Origin of the sequence: Allorhizocola rhizosphaerae, assembly GCF_003426775.1 — a bacterium.
Lineage (GTDB): Bacteria > Actinomycetota > Actinomycetes > Mycobacteriales > Micromonosporaceae > Allorhizocola > Allorhizocola rhizosphaerae.
This window is the reverse complement of record NZ_QJUG01000207.1, coordinates 1-15,072: the sequence shown is the minus strand read 5'-3', so window position 1 is coordinate 15,072 and position 15,072 is coordinate 1. Positions and strand designations below refer to the sequence as shown.

Here is a 15,072-nt window from a genome sequence, read left to right as displayed (position 1 = left end):
CACCTCGCGCCCCACCCACAACACCGCACCCCACCCACAAACGCCGCGCCCACAAACACTGCGCCCCAAGGCTCCGGGCGGGTCAGCGCAGAGCAGCGTCCCACCCACAAACACCGCGCCGCGCCCTACCCCACAAACACCACACCCCAAGACTCAGCCAGGTCAGTGCCCAGCCGCGTCCCAGTTCCGCCCCACCCCAACCGAAACCTCCAACGCAACCGTGAGCTCGTAAGCCCCGCCCATCTGCTCGTGCACCAACGCCTCCAGCGCCTCCCGCTCCCCCGGCGCCACCTCGAACACAAGCTCGTCGTGCACCTGCAGCAGCATGCGCGACTTCAGCTTGGCTTCCTTCAGCGCGCGGTCCACGCGCAGCATGGCCACCTTGATGATGTCGGCGGCCGACCCCTGGATCGGGGCGTTGAGCGCCATCCGCTCGGCCATCTCGCGCCGCTGCCGGTTGTCGCTGTTGAGATCGGGCAGGTATCGCCGCCGCCCCAGCACGGTCTGGGTGAACTCGTCGCGCCGGGCCTGGTCGACCACCCGGTGCAGGTAGTCGCGCACCCCGCCGAACCGCGCGAAGTAGTCCTCCATCAGCGCCGAAGCCTCGCTGGTCGAGATGCCCAACTGCTGCGAAAGCCCATATGCGGAAAGCCCATAGGCCAACCCGTAAGACATCGCCTTGATCTTGCGCCGCTGATCGGCGGACACGTCCTTGGTATCGAACACCTTGGACGCGATGGTCGAGTGCAGGTCTTCGCCCGAGGCGAACGCCTCGATCAGCCCTTCGTCCTCGGACAGGTGCGCCATGATGCGCATCTCGATCTGGCTGTAGTCGGCGGTCATCAGCGACTCGTATCCCTCGCCGACCATGAAGGCGCGCCGGATGCGCCGCCCCTCCTCCGTCCTGATCGGAACGTTTTGCAGGTTGGGGTCGGTGCTCGACAGCCGCCCCGTGGCCGCGACGGTCTGGAAGAACGTGGTGTGGATGCGCCCGTCGTCGCTCACCGACTTGAGCAGACCGTCCACAGTGGACTTCAGCTTGGCCACGTCGCGGTGCCGCAGCAGGTGCTCCAGCACGGGATCGCCGGTCTGTGCGAACAGCGACTGCAGCGACTCTGCATCCGTCGTGTAGCCCGTCTTGATCTTCTTGGTCTTGGGCAGCTTGCGCTCCTCGAACAGGATCTCCTGCAGCTGCTTGGGCGAGCCGAGGTTGAACTCCCGCCCCACGAGCTGGTATGCCGCCTGCGCCGCCGCCTTGACCTCGCCCGCGAAGAAGGACTCCAACTCCGACAGGTATTCGTTGTCGGCCGCGATGCCGATGCGCTCCATCTCGGCCAGCACATAGACCAGCGGCAGCTCGACCTCCTTGAGCAGCCGCGTGCCGCCGTGCGTGCCCGAGCCGGCCCGGTCGAGCTCGGCCGACAGCGCGTCGACCAGGTCGAACGTCGCCCGCGCCCGCAGCATCAGCGCGTCGGCGCCGGAGGTGTCGGGCTGGTCGCCGAAGTCGAGCGTGAGCTGCCCGTTGTCGGGCTGGGGCGCGGTCTCGGCGCGCAGCTCGCGGTGCAGGTAACGCAGCGCGAGGTCGGACAGGTCGTAGGTCCGCTGGTCGGGTCGCGCCAGGTAGGCGGCGAGCTCCGTGTCGTGGCTCAGCCCGCGCAGCTGCCACCCGTGCGCGGCGAACGCGAGCATCACCGGCTTGGCGTTGTGCAGCACCTTGGGCTTGCCCTCGTCGGCGAGCCACGCGGCCACCGCCTTCTCGTCGGCCTCGCTCAGCTGCGTCGGGTCGAAGAACGCGGCCGTCTCGGCGCTGGCCAGGCCCACCCCGTTGACCGAGCCGGTGCCGCGCCCGGCCGTGCCGCTGATCGCGATGGCCACCGGCTTGACCGCGTGAGTCTTGAGCCACGCCGCCACCGAGCCCGGCTCGCTGAGCATCTCGCCGTTGACCGAGAACCCCTCGTCGGCCTCGGGCTTGGCGGAGTCGAGGTAGTCGTAGAGCCGGTCGCGCAGCACGCGGAACTCCAGCGCGTCGAACACCCGGTGCACGGCCTCGCGATCCCAGCCCTCCCAACGGGTCTCGGCCACCGACAGCGGCACCTCGACGTCGTCGATCAGCCGGTTGAGCTGATGGTTGCGGATCACCGAGGCCAGGTGCTCGCGAAGGCTGTCGCCCGCCTTGCCCTTGATCTCGTCGGCGTGGGCGATCACGCCCTCGACGCCGTCGTATTGGGTGACCCACTTGGCCGCCGTCTTCGGGCCCACCCCCGGCACACCGAGCAGGTTGTCGCTGCTCTCGCCGACGAGCGCGGCCAGATCGCGGTAGCGGCCGGGCGGTACCCCATATTTCTCCTCGACGGCGGCAGGGTCCATGCGGGCGATCTCGGAGACCCCCCGCTTCGGGTAGAGCAGGGTCACCTTGTCGTTGACCAGCTGCATGGTGTCGCGGTCGCCGCTGGAGATGACCACCTTCATGCCCGCCTCGGTGGCCTGCTTGGCCAGGGTGGCGATGATGTCGTCGGCCTCGTAGCCCTCCAGCTGCACGTGCTTGATGCGCAGCGCGTCGAGCACCTCCTGGGTGAGGCTCACCTGGCCCTTGAACGGCGACGGCGTCTCGCTGCGGCCGGCCTTGTATTCCTTGTATTGCTCGCTGCGGAACGACACCCGCGACACGTCGAAGGCCACGGCGATGTGCGTCGGTTTCTCATCGCGCAACATGTTGATCAGCATCGACGTGAAGCCGAAAACGGCATTGGTCGGCTGTCCGGTCGCGGTGGAGAAGTTTTCCACCGGCAGGGCAAAGAACGCACGATATGCCAGGGAGTGGCCGTCTAGCAGCAGCAGGGTCTCGCTCACCCGTGCAGCTTATTCCCTGCCACCGACATTCTTTTCAGGGTACCGGTGGAGCGCCCCCCATTCTGCGGCGAGCGCCATCGCGCCCGGCGAGTGAGCGGCGCTCCGTGCAGCGGGCCTCAGAGAAATGCACCCGGCGAACGAAGCGCCGGGTGCATTTCGCTACGTGCCGCCTAGGCCACACCCAGATATGCCTCTTTGACGGCCGGATCGGTCAGCAGGGCCCGACCGGGGCCTTCCTTGACGATGTGCCCGGTCTCCATGACATAGGCCCGGTGCGCCCGCGACAGCGCCTGCTGCGCGTTTTGCTCCACGACCAGGACGGTGGTGCCCTGCTCGTTGATCTCCGTGATGATGCTGAAGATCTGCTGGATCAGCATGGGCGCCAGCCCCATCGACGGCTCGTCGAGCAGCAGCAGCTTCGGCCGGCTCATCAGCGCCCGCCCGACCGCGAGCATCTGCTGCTCGCCGCCGGACAGCGTGCCGCCCGGCTGCCTGATCCGCTCCCGCAGCCGCGGGAACAGGGTCAGCACCCGCTCCAGATCCTTGGCGATCTCGGCCGTGTCACGCCGCGAGTACGCGCCCATGTCGAGGTTTTCCCGCACGGTCATGCCCGGGAAGATGCCCCGACCCTCGGGCGACTGGCAGATCCCCCGCACCGTGCGCAGATCGGCCCGCAGGTTGGTGATGTCGGCTCCGGCGAACCTGATCCGCCCGCCCGACACCGGCCGCAGACCCGAGATGGCCCGCATCGTCGTGGACTTGCCGGCGCCGTTGGCCCCGATCAGGGCCACCACCTCGCCCTCGTCCACGTGCAGGCTGATCCCGTGCAGGGCCTGGATCCGCCCGTAGTGCAGGGTCACGTTGTCCAGCTCAAGCAGCATCCGGTACCCCCAGATAGGCGGCGATCACCTTGGGGTTGTCCCGGACCTCGGCCGGGCTCCCTTCCGCGATCTTCTTTCCGAATTCGAGTACCACGATCCGGTCCGTGACGCCCATGACCAGCCGCATGTCGTGCTCGATGAGCAGCACGGTGACGCCGGAATCCCTGATCTTGCGGATGAGTTCGAGCAGCGACGCCTTCTCCGCCGGGTTGAAGCCCGCGGCGGGCTCGTCCAGGCACAGCAGCGTGGGCCGGGTGGCCAGCGCCCGCGCGATCTCGAGCCGGCGCTGGTCGCCGTAGGGCAGGTTGCGCGCGACCTCGTGGATCCGATGCCTGATCCCGACGAAGTCGAGCACCTCCTCGGCCAACGCGCGCCCCTGCTTCTCCTCCTGCCAGTGGCGCGGCAGGCGAAGCAGCGCGCTCGGCACGCTCGTGCGGTGGTGCGCGTCCGCACCGACCTGCACGTTTTCCAGCGCGGTCATCTCCGGGAAGAGCCGGATGTTCTGGAACGTGCGGGCCATGCCCATCTTGGTGATCCGGAACCGCTTCCGCCCACTGATCTGCTCGCCCCGGAACCGGATCTGGCCCTCGGTGGGCAGATAGACCCCGGTCATCGCATTGAAGCAGGTGGTCTTGCCGGCGCCGTTCGGCCCGATCAGGCCCAGGATCTCACCCTCGTACAGGGTGAAGTTGACCTGGTCCAGCGCCACGACACCGCCGAAGCGCAGCGTCACGTTGTCGACCTCGAGCAAGGGCTTGCGATCCATTAACCCACTCCCTCACCGACGACGACAGCCTGGCGGCGGTCCTTGAACTCGGCGGCCCGCCTGCGGTTGGGCCACAATCCCTGCGGCCTGAAGATCATCACCACGATCAGCAGCACGCCGAAGAACGCGTAACGCAGCGAGGTCGGGCTGACATCGAGGTTGATGTCGAACACGCGCACGGTCTTGGGCCAGCCGAACACGTCGCCGACCGAGCGCAGCCACTCCGGCACGTACACCACGAGGAAGCCGCCCAGGATCGCGCCGGCCTGGTTGCCCGCGCCGCCCAGCAGCACCGCGGCCAGCACCAGGATCGAGTTTTCGACGCTGAACGTCGCCGAGTTCACGAAGTTGTTGTACCCGGCCCAGAGCGATCCCGATATGCCGCCCACCGCCGCCCCGATCGCGAACGCCCACAGCTTGAACCGGAACGTCGGCACGCCCATGAGCTCGGCCGCGTCCTCGTCCTCGCGGATGGCCACCCACGCCCGCCCGACCCGGCTGCGTACCAGGTTGCGGATCAGGAACACCGCGACGATCACCATCGTGAGCGCCAGCCAGTAGTACGGCTTGGCGTCGAACTGGAAGATCGGCGTACCGTCGGGCCAGGTGCCCGGCGGGTGCCCGACCTGCGGTATGCCCCGGTCACCGTTGAGGATCCAGTCCTGGTTCTTCGCGATGATCCGGATCACCTCGGCGAACCCGAGCGTCACGATCGCCAGGTAGTCCCCTCGAACGCGCAGCGAGGGCCAGCCCAGCAGCACACCGGACAGCAACGCCAGCGCGATCGCGATCGGTACCGTGACCAGCCACGGATATGGGCTTTCGAACCAGTTGTACTCGGTGATGAGCTTGCTCTCCGGCGAGGTCATCAGCGCCACCGTGTAGGCGCCGACCGCGAAGAAGCCGAAGAAGCCCAGATCCAGCAGGCCCGCGTAGCCGACGACGACGTTGAGCCCCAGCGCCAGCAGGATCGTCCACGTGCAGGTGAACAGCACGAAGGCCATGTCGTTGCCCGTCGTGTAGAGCGGAATCCACACGCCGGGGATGTTGAGGTACTCGTAGAACTCCCGGTTCGGCAGGACGTAAAGGAACGCCACAAAGACGACGATCAGACCGATCCGGGCGGGCTTGGATTGGTTGAAGAAGCCCGTCACCCGATGCCAGAGATCCGTTACCGCGCTCATGCCCGAGCCCTCCCTAGCGATTCGCCCAGCAGACCGGTCGGCCGGAACATCAACAGGACCACGAGCACCACGAACGCGATGACGTTGGTCCAGTTGGAGCCGAACAGCGCCGAGCCGTAGCTTTCCACCAAGCCCAGCAGCAGCCCACCGACAAGCGCCCCGCGCAGGTTGCCGATGCCTCCGAGCACCGCGGCGGCGAACGCCTTGAGGCCGATGAGGAAGCCGACGTTGAACCGGGTGTTGCCGGTCTTCATGTTGTGGAACACGGCGGCGACCCCGGCCAGCAGACCGCCGAGCAGGAACACCAGGGCGATCACCTTCCCCTTGTTGACGCCCATGAGCGCTGCCGTGTTGGCGTCCTGCGCCACCGCGCGGATGCCGCGGCCGAACCTGGTCTTCTGCACGAACGTGTCCAGCGCGAACATGACGACCAGCGCCACGACGAACGTGGCCAGCTGAAGCGGGGTGATCCGCCAACCGCCGACGTTGATGACGGGGTTGGACGGCAGCAGCGGCGGCATGCCGAACTGGATCCGGCCGGTGGCCGCGCCCATGAGCTCCATCAGCACGAACGACGCACCGATGGCCGTGATGAGGAAGGCGAGCGGTGGCGCGTTGCGCCGCCGCAGCGGTCGATAGGCCACGAGCTCCACCACGACCGCGGTGGCGCCGGACACCACGGCTGCCACGACCAGCCCCAATGCGATCAGCATTATCGCCGTGCCCAGGCCGGGGCGCCCGCTGGTGCTGCCGAAACCGAGCCAGCCCCAGGTCCACATCGCGCCGAATGTGCCGAACATGAAGACTTCGGAGTGCGCGAAGTTAATCAATCTGAGCACGCCGTAGACCAGCGTGTAACCCAGCGCGATCAATGCGTAGATCGCACCCTGGGTCAGTCCTGTCGTCGTCAGATTAGGGAATCCGTTGACGAGATCATCAAAATGCACGGGAGCTCCCGAGGATATCGCTGTCAATGACGGTGCGGCCGGGACGTGTCCCGGCCGCACCGGCGCTTTTCCATAGTCGAAGCACTGCCCGTGAAGGTCAGCTCTTCGGGATCTCCTGGGCCGGAACCCACGCGTTGCCCTTGGCCTCGAACGCCCACACGACCACCTGGCTCGGGTCCAGCTCGCCGTTGGCCTCCCACTTGTACGTGACACCGGAGGCGGCACCCGTCTTGCTGTAGCTGCCCAGGAACGCCTGGACGTCAGCCCGGGTCACCTTGCCGGTCTGGAAGGCCTCCAGGAAGATGTTGGCCAGGTCGTACGCCACGTCGGCGTAGACACCCGGGTCGGCGTTGAACTTCTTCTTGAAGTCCTGCACGAAGGTGCCCTTGGCCGCGGTCGCCGGGGCGCACGGGCAGGTGGCGATGACGCCCTCGGAGTCCTTGCCGGCCACCGACAGGAAGTTGGCGTCGTTGATGCCGTCGCCGCCGAGGAACTTGCCCTGCCAGCCCTGCGAGCGCAGCTGCTTGAGGAACGGCGCGGCCTCGGCCGTGTAGCCGCCGTAGAACAGCGCGGTCGCGCCGCTGCCCGTCACCTTGGAGACGGTCGCGCCGAACTCCTGCTGCTTCTCGGTGACCTTGTCGGAACCGACGATGGCGGTGCCAAGGATCTTCTTGGCCTCGTCCACCAGACCGGCGCCGTAGGCGGACTGGTCGTCAACCACGAAGACCTTCTCGGCCTTCAGCACGTTCTTGATGTACCGAGCGGCGGCCGGGCCCTGTGCGAGGTCGTTGCCGACGCCGCGGTGGAAGATGGTCCAGCCCTTGGTGCTCAGGCTCGGCCGCGTGGCCGAAGGCGTGATCGCCGGGAGCTTCGCCTGCTCGAAGATCGGGTTGGCGGCCTCGGACTCACCGGAGAAGGCGGGGCCGATCATCGCAACGATCTTCGCGTCGTTGACCGCGTTGGTCGCCAGACCGGGAGCCTTGTCGGCCGAGCCCTGCGAGTCGAACTCGGCGAGGGTCACCGTGCAGTCCTTGTTCTTGTCGTTGTACTGCGCGACGGCCAGCTCGGCACCCTGCTTGATCGGGGTCACGAGACCGGCGTTGTCACCGGTGAGCGCGCCGAAGAAACCAATCTTCAGGCCGCACGCCGCACCGTTGGTCCCACCCGGGCCGGCGTCGTCCTTCTTACATGCCGCTGCGCCGACGGCGACGAGCGCGAAAAGTGCCACGCCACCGACCACGCGCGTAAATCGCTGCCTCAAGACTTGAACCCTCCTCCATCCATGGCCCGGCCACACGTGCCGGTATGGCAAAACGCGTGCACCAGAACCTGACCGGTCATTAGTCGGTCTGGCCGGGGACGTTATCCCACGATGCAGTCCGGTGGTAAGACCTTCGCGGGCGGGTTGACCTAAACGTTACGTAACCTATACGTGCCGCCGTCGTCACTCTCCGTTTATCCAGTCGCACCGTATCGACTGAATCTAGCATGGCGATGTGGCGACCCCCACAACGTCGAGATGCCCGAATACCGGGACGGATCTCACATTTGCCGCATAGGCTGAGCCGTTATGCCCCGATTTCTGCCGACCACAGCCGGCCGGACACCCCATCGTCGGCCAGCAGGATGATCCGGCCGGCCGACACCGCGGCCGCCGCGTAGCGGTCGCCCTGAGCCGACATCGCGCCGGCCGGCCCGCTGACCCGACGCCATCTCTCCAGGTCTGTTGAGCTCCACAATTCATATTCGGTACCGGTGGAGACCACCGCGATCCGGCCGAAGGAAACCGCCGACGCGACCCCGGTCGAGGCGTGCTCGCCGAAGGTGCCGATGATCTTCGCGGTACCCGATTCGACCCGCCATACCGCGAAGGACCTGCCCTTGAGGCCCAGGCCATAGACCACACCGTCGCGGGCGAGCAGTCGCTGGATCTCCTCGTGCTCTCCGGTCGCCGGGGGCGACAGGCGCGACCACGACACGCCGTCGGCCGACGTCCACAGGAGCGGATCGCCGTCGATGCGCTGGCGCACGCCGCCGCTGAGCAGCCAGCCCTCGGCAGTCGCGACGACGTCCGTGGCCCAGGTGCTGCCGCGCTGGTCACTGCGCAGCTCGGGCACGTCCTCGCGCAGGGTAAAAGAGGTAGCGTCCGCCGAGGTCCAGACGGCGGCCCCGCCGGTCCGGCTGCCCGCGATCATCCAGCCGCGCGGCCCGCCCGCCATGCGGGCGGCGCGCACCATGGTGTTGCCGCCGAACAGCTCGAAATAGGCTTCCACTTCGGACAGAGCGCCGGTGCTTTCCTGGTACCACGTAGAAATCCGAGGGTTTCCATGAGCCCCACCGGATTTGCCGCCGATCGTGACCAGTTTGCCGTCGTGGCAGGCCGCGGCGTAAAGCACGCTGCGCTCGCCGTAGTACGACTTGGGTACGAGCCTGACCGGCGACCACGCCGAGCCATCGATCGACGCCCACACGGCCGGGCGGGTCGCGCCGGACGCGTCGGCCACACCGCCCACCACCCACCACATGCTGCCGCACGCGACCACCTTGCGCGGCAGCTGGCGAGCCACCTCACCGGGCGGGTTGGGCAGGGTGAGCGGGTGCCACACCAGCTCCTCGCGGGCGTCCCCGCCACAGCCGGCGAGCAGCACCACGACCACGACCACCGCACACGCGAACCGCATGCGGCAGATCCTACGAAGCCTCGGCCTGCTGCGCTTCCTCGATGATGCGCTCGGCCACCTCGCGCATGGTCATCCGGTGGTCCATCGCGGTGCGCTGAATCCACTTGAACGACTGCGGCTCGGTCATGCCGTACTGCGTCATCAGGGCGCCCTTGGCCCGCTCGACCGCCTTGCGGGTCTCCAGGCGATCGGTCAGCCCGGCGACCTCGGCCTCCAGCGCGGCCACCTCGGCAAAGCGCGACATCGCAATCTCGATCGCGGGCACGAGATCGCTCTGCTGGAACGGCTTCACCAGATAGGCCATCGCCCCGGCGGCGCGCGCCCGCTCGACCAGATCCCGCTGGCTGAACGCGGTCAGAATGATGACGGGGGCGATCTTCGCCCCCGCGATCTTCTCGGCCGCGGCGAGCCCATCCATGATCGGCATTTTGATGTCGAGGATGCACAGATCCGGGCGCAGCTCCTCGGCCAGGCGCACCGCGGTCTCGCCGTCGCCCGCCTCCCCGACCACGTCGTAACCCTCCTCGCCGAGCATCTCCGCAAGGTCGAGCCGGATCAGCGCCTCATCCTCAGCGATCAGCACGCGCTTGCGCGCCCCACCGGCCTGTCCCTCGGTCGTCACCCGAACCACTCCTACAACACCGAATGCCGTTTCTTACCCCTGAGCGTAGTCGGGTACAGTATCGAAGGCTCCAGGGGTTGGTGCAAAACCCGATCCATGGGCTGACCTGCCGGAGTGGCGGAATGGCATACGCGGCGCACTCAAAATGCGTTGTCCGAAAGGGCATGCGGGTTCGACTCCCGCCTCCGGCACCGAGCGACACCGCGTCGCGGTCCTGGACGAGCACGTCAGCCTGAAAAGCTGACAGCTAATGTCAGGGCGTGCGTGCGTCCCGGCTTCTGAGCATCCTGCTGCTCCTGCAAACGCGCGGCCGGATGACCGCCCAGCAGCTGGCCGACGAGCTTGAGGTTTCCGTCCGCACGATCTATCGCGATGTCGAATCGCTGCACGCCGCCGGGGTCCCGCTCTACGGCGACGCGGGCTGGTCGGGCGGCTACCAACTGCTTGACGGTTATCGCACGCAGCTGACCGGCCTGACCACCGACGAGGCGGAGTCGCTTTTCCTGGCGGGCCTGCCGGGCCCGGCCGCCGAGCTGGGCCTGGGCGCCGTGGTCACCGCCGCCCAGCTCAAGCTGATGGCGGCGCTTCCCGCCGAGCTGCGCGACCGGGCCGGCCGCATCCGCGAGCGTTTCCATCTCGACGTCCCGGGGTGGTATCGCCAGCCGGACGACGTCCCGCATCTGCTCGCCGTGGCCAATGCCGTGTGGGGCCAGCACCGCATAAGGATCCGCTACCGCCGCTGGGAGGCGCCGCGCGAGGTGATCCGCACGCTGGAGCCGCTCGGTCTGGTGCTGAAGGGTGCCCGGTGGTATCTGGTGGCCGGCCCGACCCCGCGCACCTATCGCGTCTCCGAGATCCTGGAGCTGCACCCGCTCGGCGACGAGCCGTTCGATCGCCCGGCGGACTTCAACCTCGCCGACCACTGGCAGTCCTATCTGGACGATTTCGAGTCCCGGCGCCACCGCGGCGTCGCCACCGTGCGCCTATCAAGGCGCGGCATGGAACGCCTGCACGACCTGTTCGGCCATGCCGTCGCCAGCCAGGCCGTAGCCAATGCGTCCGAAGTGGACAATCGAGGCTGGGTCACCACCACGATCCCGATCGAGTCCATCGAGCACACCCTCGGCGAGATGCTGCGTCTTGGCCCCGAGGTCGTCGTCGAGAGCCCCGACGAGCTGCGCAAGCTGATCACCGAGACGGTCGAGACGCTATACGAGCGCTACCGGTAGCTCGCCCGACACCACGTGCGCGATGGTCACCTCGGACAGGATGCGCCGCTCGGCATCCTCCAGTGCCGCCCACACCTTGGCCAGCGGACCACTGCCCGACACCGCGCGCGGCGAGCCGAGCGGCCCGTCGATCACCTCGATGATCTCCAGCAGCGTCATCTGGTCGACCGGCTTGGCCAACCAGTATCCGCCCTCCGGCCCGCGCTGCGCGTAGACGATGCCACCCCGGCGCAGCTGCAGCAGGATGCTCTCGCAGAACTTGGGCGGGATCTCCTGCGCCCGCGCGATCCGATCCGCCGTGACGGGCGCGGTCCCGCCGCTTTCGGCCAGCTCCAGCACGGCTCGAAGGGCATAGTCCACACGGGCGGAAAGGCGCATGGATCAAGCTTAGGCGAGGCAGTTTCGCAGCAGCTCGGGGTCCACGTTGCCGCCGGAGATCACGGCGACCGTCCGCCCGGCGGGCAGCCATCCACGCCGATACATGTATGCCGCGGTGGTCAGCGCCCCGGACGGCTCAGCCACCGTGCCGAACCGGGCCAGCTCGCCCACCGCGCGCAGGATCTCGTCCTCCGACACCGTGACGATGTCGTCGACATATTCCCGCAGGTGCGCGAACGTCAGCAGGGACAACCCGGTGCGCACCCCGTCGGCAACCGTGCGATAGGTCCGGTCCGTGCTCCAGCCGATGAGCCGGTCCCGCTGCAGGCTTTCCTGCGCGTCGGCCGCGAGCTCCGGCTCGACACCGATCACCTTCACGTCCGGGCGCAGCGACTTGACCGCCGCCGCCACACCCGAGATCAGGCCTCCCCCGCCGATCGGCACGAGCACCGCCTCGACCCCGGGCAGCTCCTCCACGATCTCCAGCCCGATCGTGCCCTGCCCGGCGATCACATGCCGGTTGTCGAATGGCGGGATCAACGTGGCGCCGGTCTTGGCCGCGCGCCGCTCGGCCGCCGCGAACCGCTGATCGGGAGCCACCACCACGAGCTCGGCCCCGAGCGCGCGCATAGCGTCGATCTTCACTGTGGGAGCCGTGTCGGGCACGACCACCGTGCAGGGCACGCCCGCCGCCTTGGCCGCATATGTCAGCGCGGCACCGTGGTTGCCCGACGAGTGCGTGATGACCGCCTCCGGCTTGAGCTCAGCGATCGCATTCGTCGCACCCCGGATCTTGAAGGACCCGGTGGGCTGCTGATTCTCCGGCTTCAGCCACAGCTCATCGAGAAATTTCAAAACCTTTGTGGAGGGTACCCGGGCAGCCGCCGCCCTGAGCTCGTCGAGCGTCACCAGATCCATGCCTCTAGGCTCCCACGCGTCGCAAGAGTCCCTCTTGGACGGCGGTCGCGATGTGGCGTCCGTCGCGGGTGAACATCCGCCCGGTGGCCAGACCGCGCCCGCCTCCCGCCGACGGGCTCCAGCAGTCGTACAAGAACCATTCATCGGTTCTGAATGGCCGGTGGAACCACAGCGCATGATCAAGCGAGGCGCCGATCACGCCGCCCGGCCCCCACACCTCACCATGCACGGAGAGCACGGAGTCGAGCAGCGTCATGTCCGACGCATACGTCAGCATGCAGGCGTGCAGCAGCGGGTCGTCGGGCAGTTTGCCGTCCATGCGCATCCACACCCGGTTGTGCGGATCGGCCTGCCGGTCGCCCGGCCGCAGCCAGCCGGGCGCACCCAGGTAGCGCACGTCGAACGGGCGCGGCATCGCCTTCCAGATGCCGATGCGCTCCGGATAGTGGGCGATCAGCTCGTCCAGCGACGGCGTCTCCTCGGGGCCCGGCAGACCCGGCGGGGGCGGGTCGTGATGGTCGAGCCCCTTCTCCTGCATGTGAAACGACGCCGACATGAAGAAGATGGGCTTGCCCTCCTGCAGCGCGACCGACCGGCGCACCGAGAACGACCGCCCGTCCCGGATCCGCTCGACGCGATAGTCGATGGGCTCGGCCGGGTCGCCGGGCCGCACGAAGTATCCGTGCAGCGAGTGCACCAGCCGGGCCGGATCCACGGTCCGGCCGGCCGCGACCAGTGCCTGCGCGGCGACCTGTCCCCCATACACCCGCATCGGCCCGACCAGCGGATTTTGCCCCTGGAAGTGAAGCTCCTCGACCTGCGTGAGGTCGAGCAGCTTCACCAGCGCGTCCACCGACGCCTGCCCCGACACGGGCTCGTCGCCGTCCGTCCGAAAAGCGGGTGTGCGCATTAAGGCGTCGCCAGGGAACCCAGTTGGTGCACGCGCAGCGTGTTGGTGGAGCCGGGTGTGCCCGGCGGGCTGCCGGCGACAACCACCACGTAGTCGCCGACCGAGGCCCGGCCCATGCCCAGCAGCATCTCGTCGACCTGACGGAACATGTCATCAGTGTGATGCACGAACGGCATCAGGAACGTCTCGACGCCCCAGGAAAGCGCGAGCTGATCACGGGCCTCGCGCTGCGGGGTGAACGCCAGCAGCGGCAGCTCGCAGTGCAGCCGGGAGAGCCGGCGCACCGTGTCGCCGCTGACGGTGAACGCGACGAGCGCCTTGGCCCCGACCGCGCGGGCGATCTGCGAGGCCGCCACGGTCAGCGCGCCACCCCTCGTGCGCGGGTCGTGCTGCAGGCGTGGCACGCTCACGTGCCCGCTCTCGGTCGTAGTAATGATCTTCGCCATGGTGGCCACGGTGAGCACCGGATATTTACCCACGCTGGTCTCACCGGAGAGCATCACCGCGTCGGCGCCGTCCAGCACCGCGTTGGCCACATCACTGGCCTCGGCACGGGTCGGCCGGGAATTCTCGATCATCGAGTCGAGCATCTGCGTGGCCACGATGACCGGCTTGGCGAACTCGCGGCCCAGCTGCACCGCGCGCTTCTGCACCAGCGGCACCTGGTCGAGCGGGAGCTCCACGCCCAGGTCACCCCGGGCCACCATCAGCCCGTCGAACGCGTCGACGATCGCCTCCAGGTTGGCGACCGCCTCCGGCTTCTCGATTTTCGCGATGACCGGCCGGAGGATGCCCTCCTCCTGCATGATCGTGTGCACGAGCTTGATGTCGTCGGGCGAGCGCACGAAAGACAACGCGATCAGGTCCGCGCCCAGCCGCAGGGCGAAGCGCAGGTCGTCGGTGTCCTTCTCGGACAGGGCGGGCACGCTGATCGCCACGTTGGGCAGCGACACACCCTTGTTGTTCGAGACCGGGCCGCCCTCGATCACCAGGCACCGGATGTCGGGCCCGTCGACGCTGACCACCTCGACGGCCACCTTGCCGTCGTCGATGAGCAGCCGGTCGCCGGGCTTCACCTCGTCGGGAAGCTTCTTGTAGGTGCAGGAGACCCTGTCCGCGGTGCCCTGAATGTCGTCGCTCGTGATGACCACCGTGTCACCGGTGCGCCACTCGTGCGGTCCGTCGGCAAACTTGCCGAGCCGGATCTTCGGGCCCTGCAGATCGGCCAGGGTCGCCACAGCCTTGTTGGCCGCGGCCGCCGCTTCACGCACGCGCTGATACGCGACCTCGTGGTCGGCGTGCGAGCCGTGGCTGAAGTTCATGCGGGCTACGTCCATGCCGGCCTCGATCAGACCCCGGACGCGCTCCGGGGACCAGGTTGCGGGGCCCAGCGTGCAGACGATTTTTGCTCGGCGTGTCACGCTCCGCAATGCTAGTCGCCCCTGTGATCTGAGCCGCAAGAGGGCTGCTGGAGTTCCACATCTTGTCGAGTACCGTTCATCCGTCCGCTTGAGTGAGGAAGTCCAGATATTCCTGCTCCGACACCGAAGCGCCCGCGGGATCGATGCCCGCGACCGCCGCCGCGGCGGGACGCGCGCCCGGGTGCCACTCGACCAGTTCCGCAGCGGCGTGCAGCTGTGCCTCGCGCGCCGACGGGCTCCGCTCGGCCACCGCCGCCCCGGCCAGCGCGCTGACCAGCCGCCGTG

At 68.0% G+C, this 15,072-nt stretch carries 14 protein-coding genes and 1 tRNA gene; 2 read left to right on the top strand and 13 right to left on the bottom strand.

Features of this window, described 5'->3' with window-relative positions:
- Window positions 1-162: 162 nt before the first annotated feature.
- From polA to DM816_RS32500, 8 genes are all read right to left on the bottom strand, one after another.
- Window positions 163-2,850, bottom strand: coding sequence for a DNA polymerase I (polA, locus tag DM816_RS32535; protein WP_117214311.1), 2,688 nt, complete (start codon window positions 2,848-2,850; stop codon window positions 163-165).
- 170 nt (window positions 2,851-3,020) lie between these two features.
- Entirely contained in the window at window positions 3,021-3,731 is a 711-nt protein-coding gene (locus tag DM816_RS32530; protein WP_117214310.1) for an ABC transporter ATP-binding protein, read from the bottom strand.
- Window positions 3,721-4,497, bottom strand: a complete 777-nt coding sequence (locus DM816_RS32525) for an ABC transporter ATP-binding protein (protein ID WP_117214309.1) — start codon at window positions 4,495-4,497, stop codon at window positions 3,721-3,723. The genes DM816_RS32530 and DM816_RS32525 overlap by 11 nt, the downstream gene beginning before the upstream one ends.
- Window positions 4,497-5,681: a branched-chain amino acid ABC transporter permease gene (locus DM816_RS32520; RefSeq protein WP_117214308.1), complete on the bottom strand. Its 1,185-nt coding sequence runs from the start codon at window positions 5,679-5,681 to the stop codon at window positions 4,497-4,499. Before DM816_RS32520 ends, DM816_RS32525 begins: the two co-directional genes overlap by 1 nt.
- Window positions 5,678-6,628: a branched-chain amino acid ABC transporter permease gene (locus tag DM816_RS32515; RefSeq protein ID WP_117214307.1), complete on the bottom strand. Its 951-nt coding sequence runs from the start codon at window positions 6,626-6,628 to the stop codon at window positions 5,678-5,680. The genes DM816_RS32520 and DM816_RS32515 overlap by 4 nt, the downstream gene beginning before the upstream one ends.
- Before the next feature lie 97 nt (window positions 6,629-6,725).
- Window positions 6,726-7,889 carry a branched-chain amino acid ABC transporter substrate-binding protein gene (locus DM816_RS32510; protein WP_117214306.1) on the bottom strand — a complete coding sequence of 388 codons (1,164 nt, stop codon included), beginning with the start codon at window positions 7,887-7,889 and terminating at the stop codon, window positions 6,726-6,728.
- Window positions 7,890-8,196: 307 nt separating this feature from the next.
- Window positions 8,197-9,309 carry a hypothetical protein gene (locus DM816_RS32505; protein ID WP_117214305.1) on the bottom strand — a complete coding sequence of 371 codons (1,113 nt, stop codon included), beginning with the start codon at window positions 9,307-9,309 and terminating at the stop codon, window positions 8,197-8,199.
- Window positions 9,310-9,319: 10 nt separating this feature from the next.
- Entirely contained in the window at window positions 9,320-9,931 is a 612-nt protein-coding gene (locus DM816_RS32500; RefSeq protein ID WP_117214304.1) for an ANTAR domain-containing response regulator, read from the bottom strand.
- 108 nt (window positions 9,932-10,039) lie between these two features.
- On the opposite strand from DM816_RS32500, the gene DM816_RS32495 reads away from it, so the two are divergent.
- Window positions 10,040-10,122, top strand: a tRNA-Leu gene (locus DM816_RS32495).
- Between the two features lie 69 nt (window positions 10,123-10,191).
- A complete protein-coding gene (locus tag DM816_RS32490) occupies window positions 10,192-11,160 on the top strand; it encodes a helix-turn-helix transcriptional regulator (protein WP_117214303.1) in 969 nt (322 codons plus the stop codon).
- On the opposite strand, the gene DM816_RS32485 is transcribed toward DM816_RS32490, so the two are convergent.
- The 5 genes from DM816_RS32485 to DM816_RS32465 all read right to left on the bottom strand — a co-directional run.
- Window positions 11,140-11,538 (bottom strand): RrF2 family transcriptional regulator, encoded by a 399-nt coding sequence (locus DM816_RS32485; RefSeq protein WP_117214302.1) that lies wholly within the window; start codon window positions 11,536-11,538, stop codon window positions 11,140-11,142. The two genes, DM816_RS32490 and DM816_RS32485, sit on opposite strands and share 21 nt — an antisense overlap.
- Before the next feature lie 9 nt (window positions 11,539-11,547).
- Window positions 11,548-12,456 carry a threonine ammonia-lyase gene (locus tag DM816_RS32480; RefSeq protein ID WP_117214301.1) on the bottom strand — a complete coding sequence of 303 codons (909 nt, stop codon included), beginning with the start codon at window positions 12,454-12,456 and terminating at the stop codon, window positions 11,548-11,550.
- A gap of 4 nt (window positions 12,457-12,460) precedes the next feature.
- The gene (locus tag DM816_RS32475; RefSeq protein ID WP_117214300.1) at window positions 12,461-13,366 is read right to left on the bottom strand and encodes an acyl-CoA thioesterase; all 906 of its coding nucleotides are present in this window, start codon (window positions 13,364-13,366) and stop codon (window positions 12,461-12,463) included.
- Entirely contained in the window at window positions 13,366-14,787 is a 1,422-nt protein-coding gene (gene pyk / locus DM816_RS32470) for a pyruvate kinase (protein WP_117214299.1), read from the bottom strand. The genes DM816_RS32475 and pyk overlap by 1 nt, the downstream gene beginning before the upstream one ends.
- Before the next feature lie 76 nt (window positions 14,788-14,863).
- Window positions 14,864-15,072 (bottom strand): hypothetical protein (locus DM816_RS32465; RefSeq protein WP_162908066.1); only part of this gene is annotated, 209 nt, incomplete at its 5' end.

Coding starts and splice junctions, on each gene's coding strand:
- DM816_RS32530 (WP_117214310.1), bottom strand. CDS start 3,731: ATGCTGCTTGAGCTGGACAACGTGACCCTGCACTACGGGCGGATCCAG.
- DM816_RS32525 (WP_117214309.1), bottom strand. CDS start 4,497: ATGGATCGCAAGCCCTTGCTCGAGGTCGACAACGTGACGCTGCGCTTC.
- DM816_RS32520 (WP_117214308.1), bottom strand. CDS start 5,681: ATGAGCGCGGTAACGGATCTCTGGCATCGGGTGACGGGCTTCTTCAAC.
- DM816_RS32505 (WP_117214305.1), bottom strand. CDS start 9,309: ATGCGGTTCGCGTGTGCGGTGGTCGTGGTCGTGGTGCTGCTCGCCGGC.
- DM816_RS32485 (WP_117214302.1), bottom strand. CDS start 11,538: ATGCGCCTTTCCGCCCGTGTGGACTATGCCCTTCGAGCCGTGCTGGAG.
- DM816_RS32480 (WP_117214301.1), bottom strand. CDS start 12,456: ATGGATCTGGTGACGCTCGACGAGCTCAGGGCGGCGGCTGCCCGGGTA.
- DM816_RS32475 (WP_117214300.1), bottom strand. CDS start 13,366: ATGCGCACACCCGCTTTTCGGACGGACGGCGACGAGCCCGTGTCGGGG.